This window comes from Paraburkholderia sabiae, from assembly GCF_030412785.1.
Taxonomy (GTDB): Bacteria; Pseudomonadota; Gammaproteobacteria; order Burkholderiales; family Burkholderiaceae; genus Paraburkholderia; species Paraburkholderia sabiae.
The window spans coordinates 324971-343595 of sequence record NZ_CP125297.1; the positions used below are offsets into that span (position 1 = coordinate 324971).

15 protein-coding genes are annotated in these 18625 nt (G+C 56.5%); 12 read left to right on the top strand and 3 right to left on the bottom strand.

The genetic code is table 11. From position 1 onward, the window contains the following. The first annotated feature begins 55 nt into the window (after window positions 1-55). The 4 genes from QEN71_RS41265 (at window position 56) to dsdC (ending at window position 6265) form a co-directional block, all read left to right on the top strand. The gene (locus QEN71_RS41265; protein WP_201658879.1) at window positions 56-1252 is read left to right on the top strand and encodes a M24 family metallopeptidase; all 1197 of its coding nucleotides are present in this window, start codon (window positions 56-58) and stop codon (window positions 1250-1252) included. A 213-nt stretch (window positions 1253-1465) separates the two neighbouring features. Continuing rightward, window positions 1466-2587: a tyramine oxidase subunit B gene (locus QEN71_RS41270; RefSeq protein ID WP_201658882.1), complete on the top strand. Its 1122-nt coding sequence runs from the start codon at window positions 1466-1468 to the stop codon at window positions 2585-2587. Between the two features lie 1305 nt (window positions 2588-3892). Beyond that, on the top strand, window positions 3893-5248 hold the full coding sequence (dsdA, locus tag QEN71_RS41275) for a D-serine ammonia-lyase (RefSeq protein WP_201658885.1): 1356 nt from the start codon (window positions 3893-3895) through the stop codon (window positions 5246-5248). 75 nt (window positions 5249-5323) lie between these two features. Further along, window positions 5324-6265 (top strand): DNA-binding transcriptional regulator DsdC, encoded by a 942-nt coding sequence (gene dsdC, locus QEN71_RS41280; protein WP_201658888.1) that lies wholly within the window; start codon window positions 5324-5326, stop codon window positions 6263-6265. A 146-nt stretch (window positions 6266-6411) separates the two neighbouring features. Here the strand turns inward: dsdC and QEN71_RS41285 are convergent, their stop codons facing one another. The 3 genes from QEN71_RS41285 to QEN71_RS41295 all read right to left on the bottom strand — a co-directional run bounded on the left by QEN71_RS41285 (window position 6412) and on the right by QEN71_RS41295 (window position 10153). Beyond that, entirely contained in the window at window positions 6412-7911 is a 1500-nt protein-coding gene (locus QEN71_RS41285; RefSeq protein ID WP_201658891.1) for an aldehyde dehydrogenase, read from the bottom strand. A gap of 27 nt (window positions 7912-7938) precedes the next feature. Beyond that, window positions 7939-8850 carry a dihydrodipicolinate synthase family protein gene (locus QEN71_RS41290; RefSeq protein ID WP_201658894.1) on the bottom strand — a complete coding sequence of 304 codons (912 nt, stop codon included), beginning with the start codon at window positions 8848-8850 and terminating at the stop codon, window positions 7939-7941. 397 nt (window positions 8851-9247) lie between these two features. Next, the gene (locus QEN71_RS41295; protein ID WP_201658897.1) at window positions 9248-10153 is read right to left on the bottom strand and encodes a LysR family transcriptional regulator; all 906 of its coding nucleotides are present in this window, start codon (window positions 10151-10153) and stop codon (window positions 9248-9250) included. A gap of 201 nt (window positions 10154-10354) precedes the next feature. Between QEN71_RS41295 and QEN71_RS41300 the strand changes: the two genes are divergently transcribed. From QEN71_RS41300 to QEN71_RS41335, 8 genes are all read left to right on the top strand, one after another. Next, complete coding sequence (locus QEN71_RS41300) at window positions 10355-11308, top strand: 3-hydroxyacyl-CoA dehydrogenase (protein ID WP_233472084.1); 954 nt, start codon at window positions 10355-10357, stop codon at window positions 11306-11308. Window positions 11309-11331: 23 nt separating this feature from the next. After that, window positions 11332-12621 carry an NAD(P)/FAD-dependent oxidoreductase gene (locus QEN71_RS41305; protein WP_201658900.1) on the top strand — a complete coding sequence of 430 codons (1290 nt, stop codon included), beginning with the start codon at window positions 11332-11334 and terminating at the stop codon, window positions 12619-12621. A gap of 30 nt (window positions 12622-12651) precedes the next feature. Next, complete coding sequence (locus QEN71_RS41310) at window positions 12652-13683, top strand: proline racemase family protein (RefSeq protein WP_201658903.1); 1032 nt, start codon at window positions 12652-12654, stop codon at window positions 13681-13683. A 54-nt stretch (window positions 13684-13737) separates the two neighbouring features. Further along, window positions 13738-15033 carry an MFS transporter gene (locus QEN71_RS41315; RefSeq protein WP_201658906.1) on the top strand — a complete coding sequence of 432 codons (1296 nt, stop codon included), beginning with the start codon at window positions 13738-13740 and terminating at the stop codon, window positions 15031-15033. A gap of 27 nt (window positions 15034-15060) precedes the next feature. Continuing rightward, window positions 15061-16305, top strand: coding sequence for a metal-dependent hydrolase family protein (locus QEN71_RS41320; protein WP_201658909.1), 1245 nt, complete (start codon window positions 15061-15063; stop codon window positions 16303-16305). Between the two features lie 77 nt (window positions 16306-16382). Beyond that, window positions 16383-16910, top strand: a complete 528-nt coding sequence (locus tag QEN71_RS41325; protein ID WP_201658912.1) for a cupin domain-containing protein — start codon at window positions 16383-16385, stop codon at window positions 16908-16910. Next, window positions 16907-17686 carry an alpha/beta fold hydrolase gene (locus QEN71_RS41330; protein WP_201658915.1) on the top strand — a complete coding sequence of 260 codons (780 nt, stop codon included), beginning with the start codon at window positions 16907-16909 and terminating at the stop codon, window positions 17684-17686. The genes QEN71_RS41325 and QEN71_RS41330 overlap by 4 nt, the downstream gene beginning before the upstream one ends. Further along, window positions 17683-18489, top strand: coding sequence for an aspartate dehydrogenase (locus QEN71_RS41335; protein ID WP_201658918.1), 807 nt, complete (start codon window positions 17683-17685; stop codon window positions 18487-18489). Before QEN71_RS41330 ends, QEN71_RS41335 begins: the two co-directional genes overlap by 4 nt. The last annotated feature ends 136 nt before the right edge of the window (window positions 18490-18625 follow it).

The following is an 18625-nucleotide window of genomic DNA, read 5'->3' on the forward strand; positions in this document are numbered from 1 at the left end:
GGCGCTGGTGCGAGATCGCGACCGCTCCCTATACTATTAAACGGAAGTTTTTGAAATGTTGCTGAACATCGAAAGACTCAATGAAATGATGGCGCGCAATGGGCTCGATGCCATCGTCGCAACTTTGCCCGAGAACGTAACCTACTCGAGCGGCTATTGGGCGCTCTCCCAATGGGTCCGTCGCGGTCCGCAGTCTTACGTCCTCATTCCCGCCGCAGGGCGCGGAGAACCCTCGATTATCGCCGCAACGAGCCTGGTTGATCAGCTGGCGGACCAAGACGATGTTTGGATCTCGAAAGTTTATCGATATGGTTTCTTCAATGTCGATCGGACCGAGGGCGTGGAGCTCAGTGCGCTTGATCAACGTCAATTGGACCTCTACAGTCTCCCCGATCACGGTACAGCGATCAATGCGCTGTGCGCGGCAATCAATGACTGTGGACTCGGCGACTCAGTCATCGGCATCGATGAGCTGGGGCTTCTTCCGGGGAACTTTGACGAAATACAGGTACGCTTACCGAACGCAAAGGTGAAGCCAGCGCTTGAGGTCTTTCGAACCGTCCGTGCAGTGAAGACGCCGGAGGAAGTGAACCGGCTCAGGCGTGCAGCCCAGATTGCGGAACAGTCGATTGCCTCCGCCCTCGAGATCGCAAAGCCTGGTGCCACAGAACGGGAGCTGGGGCTTGCATTTCATCGTCGTACGGCAAGCGAAGGTGGCTATCCTGTTCTCGGGTGTATCGGCTCCGGTCCGCGATCTGCGATGCCTAACGTGGAGCCCGGCGACCGGAAGCTCCAGTATGGAGATGTGATTCGGTTTGACGTGGGGGGTAGATACCGACACTATCGAGCAGATATAGCGCGTATCGCAGTCCTTGGAGAGCCGAGTAAGCAAATCCGTCAATACCACCATGCCCTCCACATCGGCGTCCTGACGGCACTGGAAATGATTCGCCCCGGCGTTAAGGCGTCGGCCGTTTTTGATGCCGCTGTCAAAGCAGTCCAGCGGGAGGGTATTCCGCATTACAAACGCAGCCACGTCGGACACGGTATCGGAATCGACGGCTATGACGTCCCGAACCTAACGGCATCGAACGATATCCTCATTGAGGAGGGCATGACGCTTTGTGTGGAGACACCATACTACGAACTCGGTAGTTGGGGGCTGCAAGTCGAGGATATGATCGTCGTTCGACGCGATGGCGTAGAGTCTCTTATGTCCACGAACGGCGCACTGACCATCCTCGAGCCTTAACCGCTGAAGCTAAGCGTCGCGGATGCCGGCATACTAACTTTGTTCATGTCCTACACGCCATTATCTCTAAAGCGATATGACGGCCGCTCTTACTGCGCGGCCGACGCATGCTGTGCCACTCAATCATCCGTCGGTTACAGACGATCCGTCCGAACGATCCTCGCGTTAACGCTGCGTGATCAATCAAGCCTTTTATGTGTATAGGAATCCCGAATGTATCCAAGGATTGACTTTCTTTACCTGTCTGAGCCGGCGATGATTCACGCCGGAGTGCTGAACGCCGCGGCGTGCGTTTCGGTGTGTGAAGAGACGTTTGGATTGCTTGGTAAAGGAGACTATCTAATGGGTGGTCCAAACCACAACCATCACGGCATCAGTATAACGTTTCCGCCGCACTCAGCGTTTCCGAATATGCCTATGTCTGGACCAGATCGCCGCTTTGCAGCAATGCCTGGCTACCTTGGCGGACGTTTCGATGTATGCGGGAATAAATGGTATGGCTCCAACCATGCGAACGCAAAGGAGGGGCTTCCTCGTTCGATCTTAACAATGATGCTAAACGACAAGCAAACCGGGGCACCTCTGGCCCTTATGTCAGCAAATCTCTTAAGCGCCGCACGCACGGGGGCGGTGGCCGGAGTCGGCGCGAAACACTTGGCAAACCGGGACGCAAGGGTTATATCTGTAGTTGGCTGCGGTCCGATCAACAAGGCATGCCTGACCGCCCTTATGACTCAGCTGCCATCCGTCAAAAAAATTGTGTGCTTCGATATCATTTTGCAAAGGGCGGAGAATTTCGCGCGTTGGGCCGAAAAGAAATACGATGTCAGCGTAGTCGGCGTTTCCGACGCAGAGCCTTGCTTCCGTGATGGCGATGTCATTACTGTCGCGGCGTCACGTGCAAAGCCTCTCTACTTCAAGGACGAGTGGATTAAGGAAGGCGCGACCATTCTGGTGTCCGGTCCATTCAACACCGACGATTCGTTCCTGACCAACTGCAAAATCGTATTCGATCACACGCCTATGCATCGGGCCTACCTCGAAGAGGGCATCGCCTCCGGCGACAAGGAAGCATACTATAGCGGGGAAATGGGCGGTCCTTTTTATCGCCTCCTCGACGCAGGGAAACTCCCTGCCCTTGAGGAGGCGACCGGGCTGGGAGACGTTGTGAACTGCATCAAACCTGGTCGGTTGAACTTCGAAGAGCGAATCATCTTTATCTCATGCGGCATGTCGGTCTTCGACATCGCCTGGGGGTTCGATGTTTACAAGACGGCTGCCGCGAACGGAATTGGTACGTTACTCAATCTCTGGCACGAGCCCAGCGGCTTCTAGTTGCATTTCGACAAGGCAAAGAAAACTCAGAAGCCGGCCTCCGTTGACAGATATTGCACCGGCGGATGGAATTTGTACGCCAACCACTCCCGTCGCCCTCACCACCCGTAGAGCGCAATAGATCTGTCACCAAGCCGATCTAGGGAAGGTCTGCAAAAGTCCTGGTCGTTGACGTCTGTGGCTTTACGGCGTGCCGAGTCGCGCTACAAGGGATGACCTTGATTTCCGCGCAATATTCCGGTTAGAGCGATCTAGGCTGCGCGTGGCCTTGCGGGCTGCCCCTAATAAATATTGTTTGAGAATCAATTGGTTGCTGTCTGGTGCCGAGCCAGCGCTTCTTTGGCTTGCCATAGGCAGCAGGTGTCGGTCCGGGAAAGTCGCTGAGTCACAAAATCGCAGCCGTGCTGTACTGCGCGTTTGGGGCAACGGTCCGCTACGCGCGCGACGATGGCAGCTTGACGTCGGCAGACGGTTGCTTGACGAACACACCGCATCAGGGAAGAGCGCGCAGAAGATGCTGGAGAAAGGAAACTTTTGGCAGTGACCGCCAGCTCCCTGCCGACAGGGCATACGGTTTCCGGCAGCGCATAAATCTGTACTCTGTCGAGACGTTGGGGCGATCCGACAGGTCGGCGCGAAATGCATCCTGCCACGAGCCGATACATGGTCACTGGATAGGCGGTGTCCTAATAAGGGACACATAAAATTACAAGGGCCGCAATAAAACGTTTGGTTTACGACGTACTGGTCATCGAGACCAGTAACGACCGGCGTCGTTGAGAAAGTGATGGCAGTCAGGACTGCGTTTCAGTTATAGCCACAAAACGCGTTGTTAAGGAAACGATATTATCGTAATAGCTGAGTTCGCGGCTCGACTTTCCGATCATTCCGGTACGCTTCCTGCCCTGAGTGCCAACTTAGCTGAGGTCGCGACGGTCCCGTCATTTCGACAGCTATTGCTTAACAAAACCATGGGTATGCGAGGGCTTACCCCAATCCATAGAATGATTCGGCTCTCGTCGCGGTTACCTGGCTGGCATCAGCCTTCGACTGGGAAGCTGCGACGACCGTTGCTCTGCGTCTCAATACGAGCGCTCCTGCCACCGCTCATATTCGGGAAGCGCCGACCACACTCCGTTCCTTCGCATTCACGGTTGAAATGACTTCACACGTCGCTTGACGAATGATCCATTGTCAACGAACGGAGGGAGGTGTCAAATCGGCCCGGAGCGGGAGATCTTTGGGGACGCGGCGGATAGTTCCAATCTCCCGCTAGGTGCGGTCAACTATTTGAGAGCGGAATCTATGATTGCAGGCAAGTCGATCGATGAGTGGAAGGGAACCTGCCCACTGATCGCAGATCTGGTGGACCTGAAGGAGACGACCTGGTTCAATCCGTCCGTGGTTCCTGCTGAGGAAGCATTGCCGGACGTTGGGCTAACCGAGCAGGATGTACGGGACGCCAGCGCCAGGCTTGACCGGTTCGCACCATACATCGCGCGGGTATTCCCGCAAACCGCGGAGACGAGCGGGCGTATCGAATCACCGATAAGAGCAATCCCTAATTTGCAGGCCGCGTTGCAAAGCCGGTATGGAACTCAGCTTCCAGGTAGCCTTTGGGTCAAGTTAGATAGTAATTTGCCGATCTCCGGGTCGATAAAGGCGCGCGGCGGGATTTATGAAGTCCTCAAGCATGCCGAAGATCTAGCAGTCAAAAGCGGGCTATTGGATCTGGGCGACAACTACGCGAAGCTGGATAGAGACGATTTCCGCGCTTTCTTTCGACGCTACAAGATTGCGGTGGGGTCGACCGGTAATCTGGGTTTGTCGATTGGCATCATGGGCGCCACTTTCGGCTTCGACGTGACCGTCCATATGTCGTCGGACGCCCGCCAATGGAAGAAAGACAAGCTGCGCTCGCACGGCGTGACTGTCGTCGAACATACGTCCGACTACAGCGTCGCGGTCGCAGAAGGAAGAAGGCAAGCATTGGCAGATCCGATGTGCCACTTCATCGACGACGAAAACTCGAAGAATCTTTTTCTCGGTTACGCCGTTGCCGCTGGACGACTGAAGGCACAACTGACCGACGCGGGCGTCCGTGTCGACAGCGACCATCCTCTTTTCGTCTATCTACCGTGTGGCGTAGGCGGGGGGCCTGGAGGCGTTGCGTTCGGGCTGAAGTTGGCTTTCGGTGACTCCGTACATTGCATCTTTGCGGAGCCAACGCATTCACCATGTATGTTCCTTGGTGTGTACACTGGCCTGCATGACGCGATCTCTGTTCAGGACTTCGGGATCGACAACGTGACTGCGGCAGACGGGCTCGCGGTGGGTCGACCATCGGGCTTCGTTGGAAAAACGATGCAGCGCCTGATAGACGGTTATTACACAGTGAGCGACGACGAACTCTATGCTTTGCTTGCACTCAGCGACGCAGAGGAGGGTCTCCAGCTGGAACCGTCTGCGCTTGCCGGCGCACCGGGGATATCCCGTGTCTTTGCGGCGGACCAGCAGGCGTACCGGTCGCGCATAGACCTGTCGGCGAAGAAGTCCCATCAGGCGACTCATCTTATTTGGGCGACCGGTGGAAGCATGGTCCCCAAGGAAGAAATGGGACTGTATTTATCACGGGGTAGAGCGGCGCTAGTTCCCTCTTGAAAATCCGGTCGCTGGCGCGACGACAGCGCTCCGTTGGTACTAGAATGCTGAGACTCGGACCAGCGACCTTCATCAATGTACAACCTTCCGCCAAGGATTGCCGATCGCCTTGACAGCGGGCAATTTGCCAATCTGCACACGTTCTTGGTCGTCGCCCGGTATCGTAGTTTCTCCAAGGCAGCAGAGGAGCTTTGTCTAACGTCGGGTGCGGTTAGTCATCGTATCAAGCGTCTCGAGAACGCGCTCGGGATGGACTTGTTCGTCAGGCTCACCAGACAAATCGCACTCACTTCCGACGGTGAGCGTCTGTTTTCGATCTTGCAGCGCACGATGAGCGAGCTTGCAGCAGCGCTCGCGCCCGCGAGCGAAGAGCAGGTTGAGGGCCGCATTACCGTCTACGCGCGACCTTCGCTTGCTGCCTGTTGGCTCGTACCTAAACTGGCCGACTTTGCCGGCAAGTTCCCTGGTGTGTCCGTCGACCTTCGCGTCGGGAATGAACCGATCGATTTCCGGACCCGGAACATCGACCTGGCGATCGACTACACGCGAGGTCCGTTTCCCGGCCTCATCAGCTACAAGCTGATGGATGAAAGCGTAGCCCCTGTTTGCAGCCCCTCCTACGCAGCGGAGCACTCACTGGTCGGATCACCTGCCAACCTGGTCGATTGCACACTGCTCCACGACTCATTGGCATGGAACAATGCGTCGCACGACGCAGAATGGGCACTCTGGTGCGATCAACACGTCCCCGAGGCGACTACGAATCGCCGATCATTCACGTTTGACCGGTCGGATCTCTGTATTACTGCGGCGGAGAACCACCTTGGGGTGGCGATGGGACGAAAGCACCTCGTGCAGAGTCACATCGAGAACGGAACCCTCGTTCTGCCCTTTGGACCGTTTTCCGAAGCTAGCCCGTATAGCTATTATTTGGTGCATCAGCCTGAGGACTTGCCGAGGCGCGCCGGGGTGTTTGTTGAGTGGCTACGCGAGATCGCACGCAGCAGTTCTTCCTAGAAAACCGGTGCTTGAGCTTCGAAATCAATCAGCCGCTCGTGCGCAGCCGCAAACATTGGCCGGTGTTGGTCACTACCGGAGCGCCACCGTCAAATGACGTAGGTGTTTTAGGGATGCCACCGCGGATGGCATCCCGGATTTGCTGCTCAGCGGAGCTGCATCCAGATAGCCTTGGTCTGCAGGTACTGGTCGTGAGCAGCGATGCCTTTATCCCGGCCGCCGAAGCCAGATTGTTTATAGCCGCCGAATGGGACGCCCATATCACCTTCTGAGAAACAGTTCACAGAGACGGTTCCCGCTTTGATGGCTCGAGCCACCTTATGTGCCAGGTGCAGGTTGTCCGTGTACAACGACGAAGCGAGACCATAGTTTGTGTCATTTGCAACGCGAACGGCTTCATCCGCGTCAGCCACTTCGATCACGGAAAGCACCGGTCCGAAGATCTCTTCTCTTGCGATTCGCATATCGTTGCGCACCCCGTCGAAGATTGTCGGTTCGACGAAGAAGCCGCCGGTATCCGTCAACGTCCGTCGGCCACCGACCAAAATGCGTGCTCCGCCTTCGCGGCCCGCATCGATGTATGACAGCACTCGGTTCATATGCGCCTCTTCAATCATGGCGCCGACGCGCGTCGTGGGCTCAAGGGGATTACCCACAGTCCACGTCTTGAACGTCTTCGCGAGCGTGTCGAGAAGGCGGTCCTTAATCCCGCTTTGCACGATTAGGCGAGACCCTGCGCTGCAATTCTCACCTTGGCAGAACAGAATTCCCGTGGCGATCTGATTGGCAACGGCCTGAAGGTCGCTCACGTCGTCCAAGACGATCGCTGGGCTCTTGCCGCCGAGCTCAAGCACCACCCGTTTGATATTCGATTCAGCGGCGTAACGCAAAAAGTAGCGGCCGACCTCACCGGAGCCAGTGAAGCTGACGCAATCGACGTCCATATGACGACCGATGGCCTGGCCTGCCGTTTCGCCGAAGCCTGTGACGACATTGAACACGCCGTTCGGAACGCCTGCTTCTGCGGCGAGCGCCGCGAGCTTGATAGCGGTGAGTGACGTTTGTTCTGCCGGTTTGATCACGATGGAATTTCCACCGGCAAGCGCGGGTGCAAACTTCCACATTGCCACGAAGATCGGGAAGTTCCACGGAAGGACGGCACCTACTACGCCGATCGGTTCCCGCACAATCATCGACACGACGTCAGCCGATGTCGGTGAAATCTGATCATAGATCTTGTCGATTGCTTCGGCATGCCATCGCAATGTCTCGATCGAATCGGGCACGTCCACCGAACGCGCGTCCGAAATCGGTTTGCCGTTGTCCAAGACCTCGAGCAGTGCGAGCTCTTCAGAGTCACGCTCCATCAGATCCGCGAAGCGAAGCAATATCTTCTTGCGAGCCTTGGGCGGCATTGCGGACCATACGCCGCTTTCAAAGGCTCGACGCGCGGCGCAGACCGCGACATCGACATCGTCAGCGTCGCATTCCGCGACTTGCGCGAGTTCCTTGCCGGTCGCCGGGTTGATCGTGGCAAACGTCTTTCCCGATCGAGCGGGTACGAATTCGCCGTCGATGAAGGCGCGAGTTTCTGGCTTTATCTTCGCAGCAGCCGCAGTGAAGTCGGACAGTGTCAATTCTTTCATCGTTGAGTCTCCGATACGACGATGGGGTCAATCAGCATACTGAGCGATGTTCTGCGCCTTGAACGCTTCGAGCTTCTCTTTGAAGTTCGCCTTCTCCGATTCGGTCAAGCCAAGCAGGGGAGCACGGACCTCGCCGACAGGGAACCCCGCCAACTCCGTGCCGTACTTGACGTACTGATTGAATTTTCCACCCTGTTCCAGGATGTAGGTGATAGGCAGAAGGGCGGTCATCATCTTGTGTGCGAGATTGAAGTCACGCTTGACGACCGCTACCTTGTAGATGGCGACGTGTTCCGCCGGCAAGAAGTTCGAAGCGCCGGAGATCCAGCTGCGAGCTCCCCAAAGGAACGCATCGAGTGCCTGGTCGTCGGCGCCAACCACGCGTTGAAGATTCGGGAAGTTCAAAACATGCTCGATCATGCGCGCGAAGGACCCACTCGACTCTTTGATGCCGTTGATGTTCTTGAGGTCCTGGATGCCGGCGAGAAACTCGGGGTCAAGGTCCACGCCGGTGCGGGCAGGGAAGTTGTAGAGGATGATGCCCAGATCCGTTGCTTCAGCGATGCGGCGGAAGTGGGCAATCAACTCCGTGGTGCTTGGCAGGGAATAGGGAGGGGCGGCCAGCATGACCGCTTGGTAACCCAGCTTGGCGGCCAGCGTGTTCAGCGCCAGCGTATCATCCTGTCGCATCGAATTTGTGCCAGCGATCAAATTCGCCTTCTTTCCAGCACGTTCAGCCACGAACTCCAAAATTTTCTCGCGCTCGGACAGAGACTGAGCGTAGTACTCGCCCGTGGATCCCCCTTCAAGCAGCGTGGTGATGCCGTTCGACAGCAGGAAGTCAATGTGCCCACCGAGCGTCGAAAAATCGACCTCGCCGGTCTTGGCGAACGGCGTGGTGAGAACGGTGATAATGCCTTCGTAATTAGGGAGAGACATGAGGGCTCCAGTCTTAACGGTGAAATGGCCAACCAACTGCCGACGGATTCTCGCTAGGGATGAGGTACGTTCAGTTGGAGGCGATGAGTGCCACAGACTGCTGAAGCTTCGTCGCGGCCCGCCGGCCCCGACGCGATTGAGTGCGCTTCATTGTGCCGTCGCGATGCTCGACCCTTCGCAGTCCGAATTTGCACGGTTTTTGTCGCGTCGCCCAGACCCGAGATTCTCCGCTGACTTCGCTCGGCCAGCAGACCTGAGCTCGTCGGCCGGTTAAGCGCGGTTAGAGCGTACAACTGGCTAGCGTGCTGCCGATTGTAGATAGCGGAAAGTTTACGAACAATTACTATTTTTCGACTTACATTCCTGAAAAAAACAACGTAATCGGCGCAGCGTGCCGTCAGCGCATCCAAGGCGGAATCGGATCGAACTTTTCAAGGAGATAATCGACGAGCGCGCGACACTTTAGAGATCGATTGTCTGTCGTCATGTACACGAGGTAGATCGAACGCCCGTCATCGGGGGCGTAGTCGTCAAGCAACCGCACCAGGCGCCCGCTTCGTACGTCCTGTTCGGCAAGAAATTGCGGAATGCGGGCGATTCCCACGTCGTTGAGAGCCGCCGAATGGATCGCGGTTGCCACACTGCCGATATTGCCTTTCACCCACACAGAGAACCTGCGTTGGCCTTCGCGGAACATCCATTCCGCTTGAGTGACCCCTCTTCCATCCATTGTCAGGCAGTTATGACGGCCCAGGTTTTCGGGACGTTCGGGGCGACCAAATTTTTCGAGGTAGTTCGGCGACGCGCATATGACAAACGGGTTGGCCGCAAGTTTGATGCTTAAATGGTCTTCAGACGGCGCGAGCCCCGAGCGGAAAGCGAGGTCGACGCTTCGATCGTCCGGTTCGATTGGCACATCTCCAACAACAATTTCCACCTGCAAATCCGGATAGCGCGCGAGAAACTCAGGCATGAGCGGAACGAGTTGTTTATCGACGAACCCAGCGGCTGCCCGGATGCGCAAGACTCCGTGAGGGACTTGCGGTCGTTGCGCGGTGGCGGCTTCGGCTGCCTCGATCTGCTCCACCATCGACCGAACCTTCGAATAAAAAAACTCACCTTGTGCAGTCAAGGATAGTCGTCGAGTCGACCGCACGAAGAGCTTCGCACCCATCCGTTCTTCCATCCGCGAGATGATTCGACTAACACCTGACGGCGTCAGGCGGCACTTTTCTGCGGCCGACACAAAATTTCCATGCGCGACCACTGCCGTAAAGACATAAAGCTCGCTGCTTTTATCCATACAAACCCTAATTGTGACTGGCGCCCGCCGGTTAGCGGTTCATTACGAACATACTGTCATGAATATAAGTCAAAAAACAGGAATTGTTCGCAAAATTTCTGCTATCTACAATCGGCTTAACGGGTCTGGGAAGACCACCGAATGTTGTAGCACCCTGTTAAATCGGCCAGTAACGCGATACCGTCCTTACTTTTTGCACACATGCAAGTGAACAAGCAGACACTGACTGTTGCAATCGTCGGAGCGGGTGTCATCGGATGCTCGTGGGCCGCGGTATGGGTGCGTGCGGGACACCGCGTGGCTATCTTCGATTCGGACATAAGCGTGCTCGAGGGAATCCGTGACCGCCTACTTCGCAATTTGCGGGACAGCGTCGGTGATCCCCAGGCTTCACTGGCGGCTCTTGAAGCTGGGGTGGTCATACATTCAACGCTAGAGGACGCCGTCGCTGCGGCGGACCTCGTGCACGAGTCGGTTGCGGAGAAAGTAGAGGTCAAACGGGAGCTATTTGAACGGTTGGACCGAGTCAGCAAGCCGGAGGCGATCCTTGCGAGCTCGACCTCCGCAATACCGCTGTCGCAGTTCACGGAAGGCCTTTTGAACCGGCACCGATGCGTGATCGTCCATCCGGCAACACCTCCTCATACGCTGCCGGCAACGGAGGTTGTTCCCGCTCCATGGACTGACGCTGCTGTCGTCGAGCGGACACTTTCGCTGTTGGAAGAGGTGGGTCAGTCGCCTGTCCTCGTGAAGAAAGATCATCCCGGTTTTGCAATGAACCGGTTGCAAGGAGCGCTGCTCATCGAGATGTTCCGGCTAATTGAAGCTGGTGTCGTCACGGCAGCTGACGCTGACAAGTTGGTCACCGATGGCTTTGCTTTGAGGTGGGCGGTGGTGGGCCCGCTCCAAGCGATCGACCTCAACGCAGACGGCGGCCTTGAGGAATACCTCGCCCGGTACGGCGACATCTATGACCGGATGGCAATGGAAAGGCATGAAACGGAGCGCTTCGTCTCTCCGTCGTTAGCCAGGGAACTGGTAAAGCAGTTCAGAGATCAGCTTCCGTTGGAGCAGCTCGAAGCAAAGCGTTCATGGCGGGACCAGCGGATCGCGAAGCTAAAGCGGCTCCTGGCGAAGAAAGACAGCGACCGCTGAAACAAGGACTTTGGAACATAAAGATGAGTGTTGCGACTGATTCTCTGCTGGCGAGGACGACTGACAGCCGCCCGACGGGCACTATCGCTGTGATCGGCGGAGGCATCGTGGGCGTCTGCTGCGCTCTCTATCTTCAGCAAAGCGGCTACGCCGTCACCCTTATCGATCCGGCAAAGCCCGGAGATAGTACGGGCAAGTGGAGTTGCGGACAGTTGGCGGTAGGAGAGGTCGTTCCTCTGTCCAAGCCGGGGATCTTGAAAAAGATTCCGGGATGGCTAATGGATCAGGAGGGTCCGCTTGCACTCAGGCCCCTTTCTTTTCCGCGAATGCTGCCTTGGATGATGCGTTTCCTCTCGTGCGCACGTCAATCGAGACTGGTCGAGATAGCGCACGACCTTGCATCACTTACCGGCCGCGTATTCGACGACTACGGACCGCTGTTAAACGGTTGTTCAGACAAAGCGCTGCTAAGCCAGCGCCCGGTTATGCAGGTCTTTGATACGGCGGGTGGACTCGAGCAAGACTTGCATCATGCCGAATTACCGCGCTCGCTCGGCTTTGCCTTCGAAAAGCTCGGCGCCGCCGATATCGCCGACCTCGAGCCCGCGCTTGCTGGCAAATTCAAGCACGGGATTCTCCTTTCGGACTGGCGTTTTGTGAGCGACACGCAAGGGTTCATCGTAGCGCTCACCGAAAGCTTCACGGCGCGCGGTGGGCGTCGATTGCTGGCAGGTGCAAGTCGAATCAATGAGGACAACGGCCGTGCGACGGGAGTTGAGCTATCGAATGGCGAATCCGTCGCTGCGGACTACGTTGTTGTGGCGGCGGGCGTTGGATCACGAAAGTTTTTCACTCATCTGGGCGTCAATATTCCGCTGGAAGGAGTCGCGGGCTATCAGGTCCTTTTGACCGACCCAGGAATCGCCTTGAGGCACTCAGTCATTTACGCAGACGGAGGTTTTTGCCTCGCTCCGATGACGCGTGGGTTGCAAGTCGGTGGGACGATCGAATTCGCGCAACGGGATGCCGCACCGAACTTCGAGCGGGCGACGATCATTCTCAACAAGACAAAACGAATCTTCCCTGAGCTTCGAACGCAGGAACAGCAACTGGGGGTTGGTTATCGTCCCTTGCTCCCTGACACGAAGCCAGTCATCGACCGGACACGCAAACTCAAGAACGTGGTCCTCGCTACGGGACACGGACAGCTCGGCCTGACCCTCGCAGCAACGACAGGCAGGCTGGTCACCGATCTCATATCGGGAAGCAAACCGCCGGTGGATCTCGCTCCGTTTGGTGCTTACCGGTTCTGAACTGAAGGCAACAGTTTTTTAGAGGAAAAAATGCGCTGGAAAAAAACATTGCAGGTCGTGGGAGTCCACGCCGAAGGCGAGATTGGTAAAGTCATCACGGGCGGTGTAGGAAAAATCCCGGGTGATACCGTTCTCGACAAGATGAACTACATCAACGAGGTGGACGACAGCCTCCGCCGCCTTTGCGTATTCGAGCCGCGCGGCGCGCTAGCGATGTCATTCAACTTATTGGTTCCGCCGACGCGCCCTGAAGCTCACGCCGGGTTTTTTATCATGCAGGCCGACAGGGCGCATCCGATGTCCGGCAGTAATTCGATCTGTGTTGTTACAGCGCTCTTGGAGCTCGGCATTGTTCCGATGCAAGAGCCGGAGACGACTGTCGTGCTGGATACTGCGGTCGGGCTCGTCACAGCCCGCGCGCGGTGCAACGATGGACGCTGCGAAAGCGTCTCGCTCGAAATGATGCCCGCGTTCGTTGAAGAGCTCGACCTCGAAATCGAGACGCCGGACTTTGGCAAGATCAAGGTTGATATCGCGTTCGGAGGTGTCTACTACGCGCTCGTCGACGTTGACCAAGTGGGCATGGACATCAATGCGGAGAACGCCCGTCGCCTTGCCGATCTAGGCGTGAAGTTCGCCGACATCGTGAACGAACAAGTTAAGGTCGAGCATCCTCTCTATCCGAGCATCAATAAGATTGCGTATGTGATGTTCCGCAATCGCGTCGCTGACGATGTCTACCAAACATGTACTACGCTCGTCCCGGGCCGAATCGATCGTTCACCCTGCGGAACTGGAAGCTCAGCTAACCTGGCGACGCTCGCAGCCCGCGGGCTCGCGGATGTAGGAAGTCGACTGGTGTCGCGCTCCGCTATCGGAAGTGAATTCAAGGTCGAAATGCTTGGGCGAACGGAGATCGGCGGCCGACCGGCTGTGCTTCCGAGAATTGAAGGGCGAGGCTGGGTCTTCAGCGTTGAACAGCTCGGCGTCGACCCGACGGATCCATTCGGCACTGGCTTCATGGTGAGCGATACCTGGGGTGAGGGCTTTCCTCAAGGCTGACGGCGATCATCAACAAGGCACACGCAGGACCACAGGTCGACTATAGGAGGAGATATGGAGAAGACACTTTTAGCGGAAGGCCGCGACATCACTGGCACAGCAGACCAAGGTCGGCGCGCAATCATTGCAACAGTTCTGGGAAACGGACTTGAATGGTTTGACTGGACGGTCTTTAGCTTCTTCTCGGTGACAATCGCCAAGCTGTTCTTCCCTACCGGAAACGAGCTCACGTCGATACTTCTTGCGGTGGGAACCTTCGGCGTAGGCTTTTTCATGCGTCCAGTAGGGGGCATTATCCTAGGCGTGTACGCCGACAAGGCAGGTCGAAAAGCGGCGCTGTCGCTCATCATCCTACTGATGGCACTTGGCACGGCGATCATCGGCTTTGCTCCCACTTACGAACAGGCGGGCATTGTCGCGCCCGTGCTGATCGTTTTCGCACGGCTCTTACAGGGGTTCTCTGCTGGTGGGGAGATGGGAGGTGCCACGGCATTCCTGACGGAGTGCGCTCCACCGGGAAAGCGTGCCTTCTATTCCAGCTGGATTTTGTCCAGCACTGGTTTCTCAGTCCTTTTAGGGGCGGGCGTTGGCACTTTCGTCAATACTTCGCTCGACCCCGCAGCGTTGCATAGCTGGGGCTGGCGAGTGCCGTTCCTTTTGGGGATTCTTATCGGACCGGTTGGTTATTACATCCGTAGTCGGATGGACGAGACTGCTGCGTTCAGCGCTGTTGAAGAAGAGGCGAAGCATAACTCCCCTCTTAAAGAGGTACTCGCTCGTTTTCCGCGCGAGACGCTAGCGACGTTTTCGATGGTCATTCTTTGGACCGTGATCACTTACGTTCTGCTGTTCTATATGCCGACGTACTCAGTCCGCACCTTACATCTGGACCCGTCGACAGGATTCATCGCGGGCATGGTGGGAGGCGCCGTCATTATGTTTGTTTCACCGATCGTTGGACGGCTCGCGGACGTTTATGGAAGAAGGATCTTCATATCCGGATCTGCAGTTGCGATTTTGGTACTAGTGTGGCCGATGTTCGCTTGGATTAATCGGTCGCCCGGTTTGACCTCACTGCTTGTCTTTCAGATCGTCTTCGGTGCCCTTTTTTCGGGATACGCCGGCTCGATATTGGCCGCTTTCTCGGAACTGTTTCCCACAAAAGTACTTTCGACCGGCCTCTCAGTGGCATACAACCTCGCCGTCACGGTGTTCGGGGGCTTCACGCCGTTCGTCGTCACGTGGTTAATGGCTAGCACCGGAAGCAATATGGTCCCAGCGTATTACGTAATCGCCGCAGCCGCTATCAGCCTCGTGGGTAGCCGCTTTGTAAAGGACGCGCGGCGTTAACTCCAGATGCCTAACAAGGACACCGATATGCCAACAACTACTATTCTTCAAGGCGGAAACGTACTTGATCTGCAACGCGGGATTTTGCTGGAAGGTCACAATGTAATCATCGAAGGCGAAGTGATAGTGGGTGTGACTGACGGCCCTGTTGATCGTGCAGATGCTCGCGTGATCGATGTCCGCGGAAAGACTGTAATGCCGGGGTTCATCGACTGCCACGTGCACGTTGTCACGTCTCACACAAACCTTGGTGCGAATGCTGCACAACCAAATGTCCTGGCAACGATCCGATCGCTGCCCATTCTCGACGGCATGTTGTCTCGAGGCTTCACAAGCGTACGCGATGCAGGTGGGGCTGACTGGGCGCTTATGCAGGCTGTGGAGACAGGACTCATCCCGGGCCCCCGGATTTTTCCTTCCGGTAGGGCGCTTTCTCAGACCGGAGGTCACGGGGATTTTCGCCCCCGAAACGATGTGCTCGAACCTTGCTCATGCGCCATTCGTACAGGAGCTATCGCTCGCGTTGTCGATGGTGTGGACGCGGTTCGCTTAGCGGTGCGCGAAGAAATTCAAAAGGGTGCTACTCAGATCAAAGTTATGGCTGGAGGTGGCATCGCCTCTCCTACGGACCCGATTGCGAACACTCAGTACTCGGAAAACGAGATCCGTGCCATCGTAGATGAAGCGCAAGCCGCTAACACCTATGTGATGGCTCACGCTTACACCGCACGTTCAATCGCCCGAGCTGTGAGGTGCGGCGTTCGCACAATCGAACACGGCAACCTTATCGACGAGCCGACAGCGACGTTGATGCACGACCATGGCGCTTTCGTTGTGCCGACGCTCATCGCTTACGATGTTCTGCTAGAGCAGGGGGCAAAGCTCGGTCTTCCGCCTGAGTCTGTTGCAAAGGTCCCAGCAATCCAACGCGCGGGGCGCGAATCGCTGGAGATTTATGCGAAGGCTGGCGTGTTGATGGGATTCGGAACGGATCTGAGCAGTGACGGGCATGCGTTTCAGTGCAATGAATTTCGTATTCGTGCAGAAGTGCTCGGAAACTTGGAAGCGCTACGTTCGGCAACCACTGTGGCTGCCGAAATCGTCGGAATGAAGGGAAAGCTGGGCTCGATCGAAAAGGGAGCGTTCGCAGACATACTGGTCGTGGATGGCAACCCGCTTTCAGATATCGGTGCAGTGGCGGGACCAGGTGAGCATTTGGAGCTGGTCCTGCAACGCGGGGAGGTGGTGAAGACTCGCCGCGTGAATGAATGAGGCGTCTCTAACGAGAAATGTTGTGGCAATCGGCTGTCACAGCACCACACCTGTGCTCACTGGAGTATGGACGACAAATGAGCAACACCGACACCGCAAAAAGCATCGAAGGCGAAAGGTTCCTCATCACGCGCCCCGAGGAGGCGGAGAGCTACTGGCAGCCGCTTCCTGCGAATGGGTACGTCTCAATCCACGTCGCGCCCCATCAAATCCGTATGGACGCGCCGATTGCAGTTGGGACCCAAACGCTCGGCAAAGGCGCCTACGTACGCGACCACAGTCACGATCGAAATGAAGAAGTCATTCATTTCATCCATGGCAAGGGCAGAGTTGTGATCAACGGAACCGAGACTCACGACATTACCCCTGGTACCACCCTCTTTCTTGGTAAGGGTTGTACGCATACCTTCATCAATGACAGTGAAACCGAGGAGATGCACTGGATTTGGTTCATGAATCCGGGCGGATTGGAATCGTTTTTCAGACAGATCGGGCGACCACGGGCACACGGCGATTCGCCTCCGTCGCCGTTTCCCCGACCCACGAACGTTGCAGAGATCGAAGCAAACACCGTGTTTGCCGCACCGAACAGGGATAGCAAATGAAGTCGTTTGTGACCAACGCTGGGGTTGCAGGCGCGGCCGCAGGCAGCGGCCCGGCAATCTTGATGATTTCAGGTCTCGGAGGACGCGGTTCGTTCTGGCATCAGGTGATGGAGACCCTTTGTCCAATCTATCGAACGGTCACTTTCGACCATCCAGGCGTGGGTGCGAGCAAGTGCGTCGGCGAGCAAAGCATCTCGAATGTTGTTGACGCCGCGTTGGATGTTCTTGACTCGCTTGACATTGACCATGCCACGATCGTCGGCCATTCCACGGGCAGCCTCGTTGCACAGGCGATTGCACTTGAGTTTCCGCGCCGCTGCGATCAGTTGGTTCTGAGTGGAGGATGGGCCCGACCGGATAGGAGATTTCGCGACTGCTTCCTCTTGCGCAAAGAGGTCTTGAGCAAGGCAGGAAGCGCAGCGTACGGCATGCTTTCCGCTTTGCTCGCTTACCCGAACGAATGGTACAACAGCGCGATAGCGGGACCGAGTATGCCCGCTTTTGATGGCGGCCTAGACACCGATGCGGCGACGGTCAGGGACCGAATCGACATGCTTCTCCAATATTCCCGTTTTGACGAGTTGCCTAATCTTGACATGCAAACGCTCGTAATCGGCGCTCGCGACGACATGGTGGTGCCGATCGAGCATAGCAGGGAACTGGCGTCACTGATCCCTGGCTCGACGCTTGTCGAGATGAACGGAGGACACTTTTTTCCGAATGTCGCGACGGTCGAATACACGCGTTATCTCCTCGAATTTGTGGGCAAACCATGACTAAGGACCGTTTTCGAGTCGCCGTGATTGGCGCCGGCACGATCGGTCAGAGCTTCGCAGAGTGCCTGTCGCGCGATTCCTTCGATCAGATTGCGTTCCTCGACGTGCGAGCGACGCCCTACTTCATGGCGGATGAACGATATGGCCGTCTGACGAGTATTCACGAGCTCGTTGCGTGGCGTCCGACCGTTGTTGTCGAGTGCGCTGGCCATGACGCCGTCTCCAATGTCGTTCCCGACGTGCTTAGAGAAGGTTTCGACGTGGTACTTTCTTCGGTTGGAGCGCTAGCAAAGGTCGAGAATCGCACGGCGTTGAGCAGCAGTTCGAGCGCTGGCGGATCACGAGTCATACCAATTGCCGGAGCGATCGGCGGGATCGACGCTTTGTCGGCCGCATCACGGAGCGGACTGACCGAGGTCATGTACACCGGGCGAAAGCCTCCACGAGCGTGGGCGGGTACACCTGCTGCGGAAGAAGTCGATCTCGAAGCGTTGACGAGCCAACGAGTTGTTTTTATAGGGACAGCTGAGCAGGCCGCGCTGAAGTTTCCCGCCAACGCGAACGTCGCCGCTACGATCGCTATTCATGGTCTGGGCTTCGAGAGGACGAGTGTGACGCTGATCGCTGATCCTTCGATTCACTTGAACTGCCATGAGATCTATGCGAAGAGCAAGAGCGGTGAACTGAGGGTGAGCATGTCTAATGAGCCGACGCCTGGTAACCCAAAGACATCCTGGCTTGCCGCATTGAGCTTGCAACAGACTGTAGTCACGAAACTTCTAGGCGTGCCATGGAGAAATTAGCCCGCGAGTAGACGCGGATCTAGACATTAGCATCCTGATAGTATCCGTGCGCTCTTGAACCGCGCTTAGCCAGACCGGTGGCAGTAAGCCTATCGGCAAATGTACCGTATCTTGTTTTTCTTCCTTGCCTCGATAA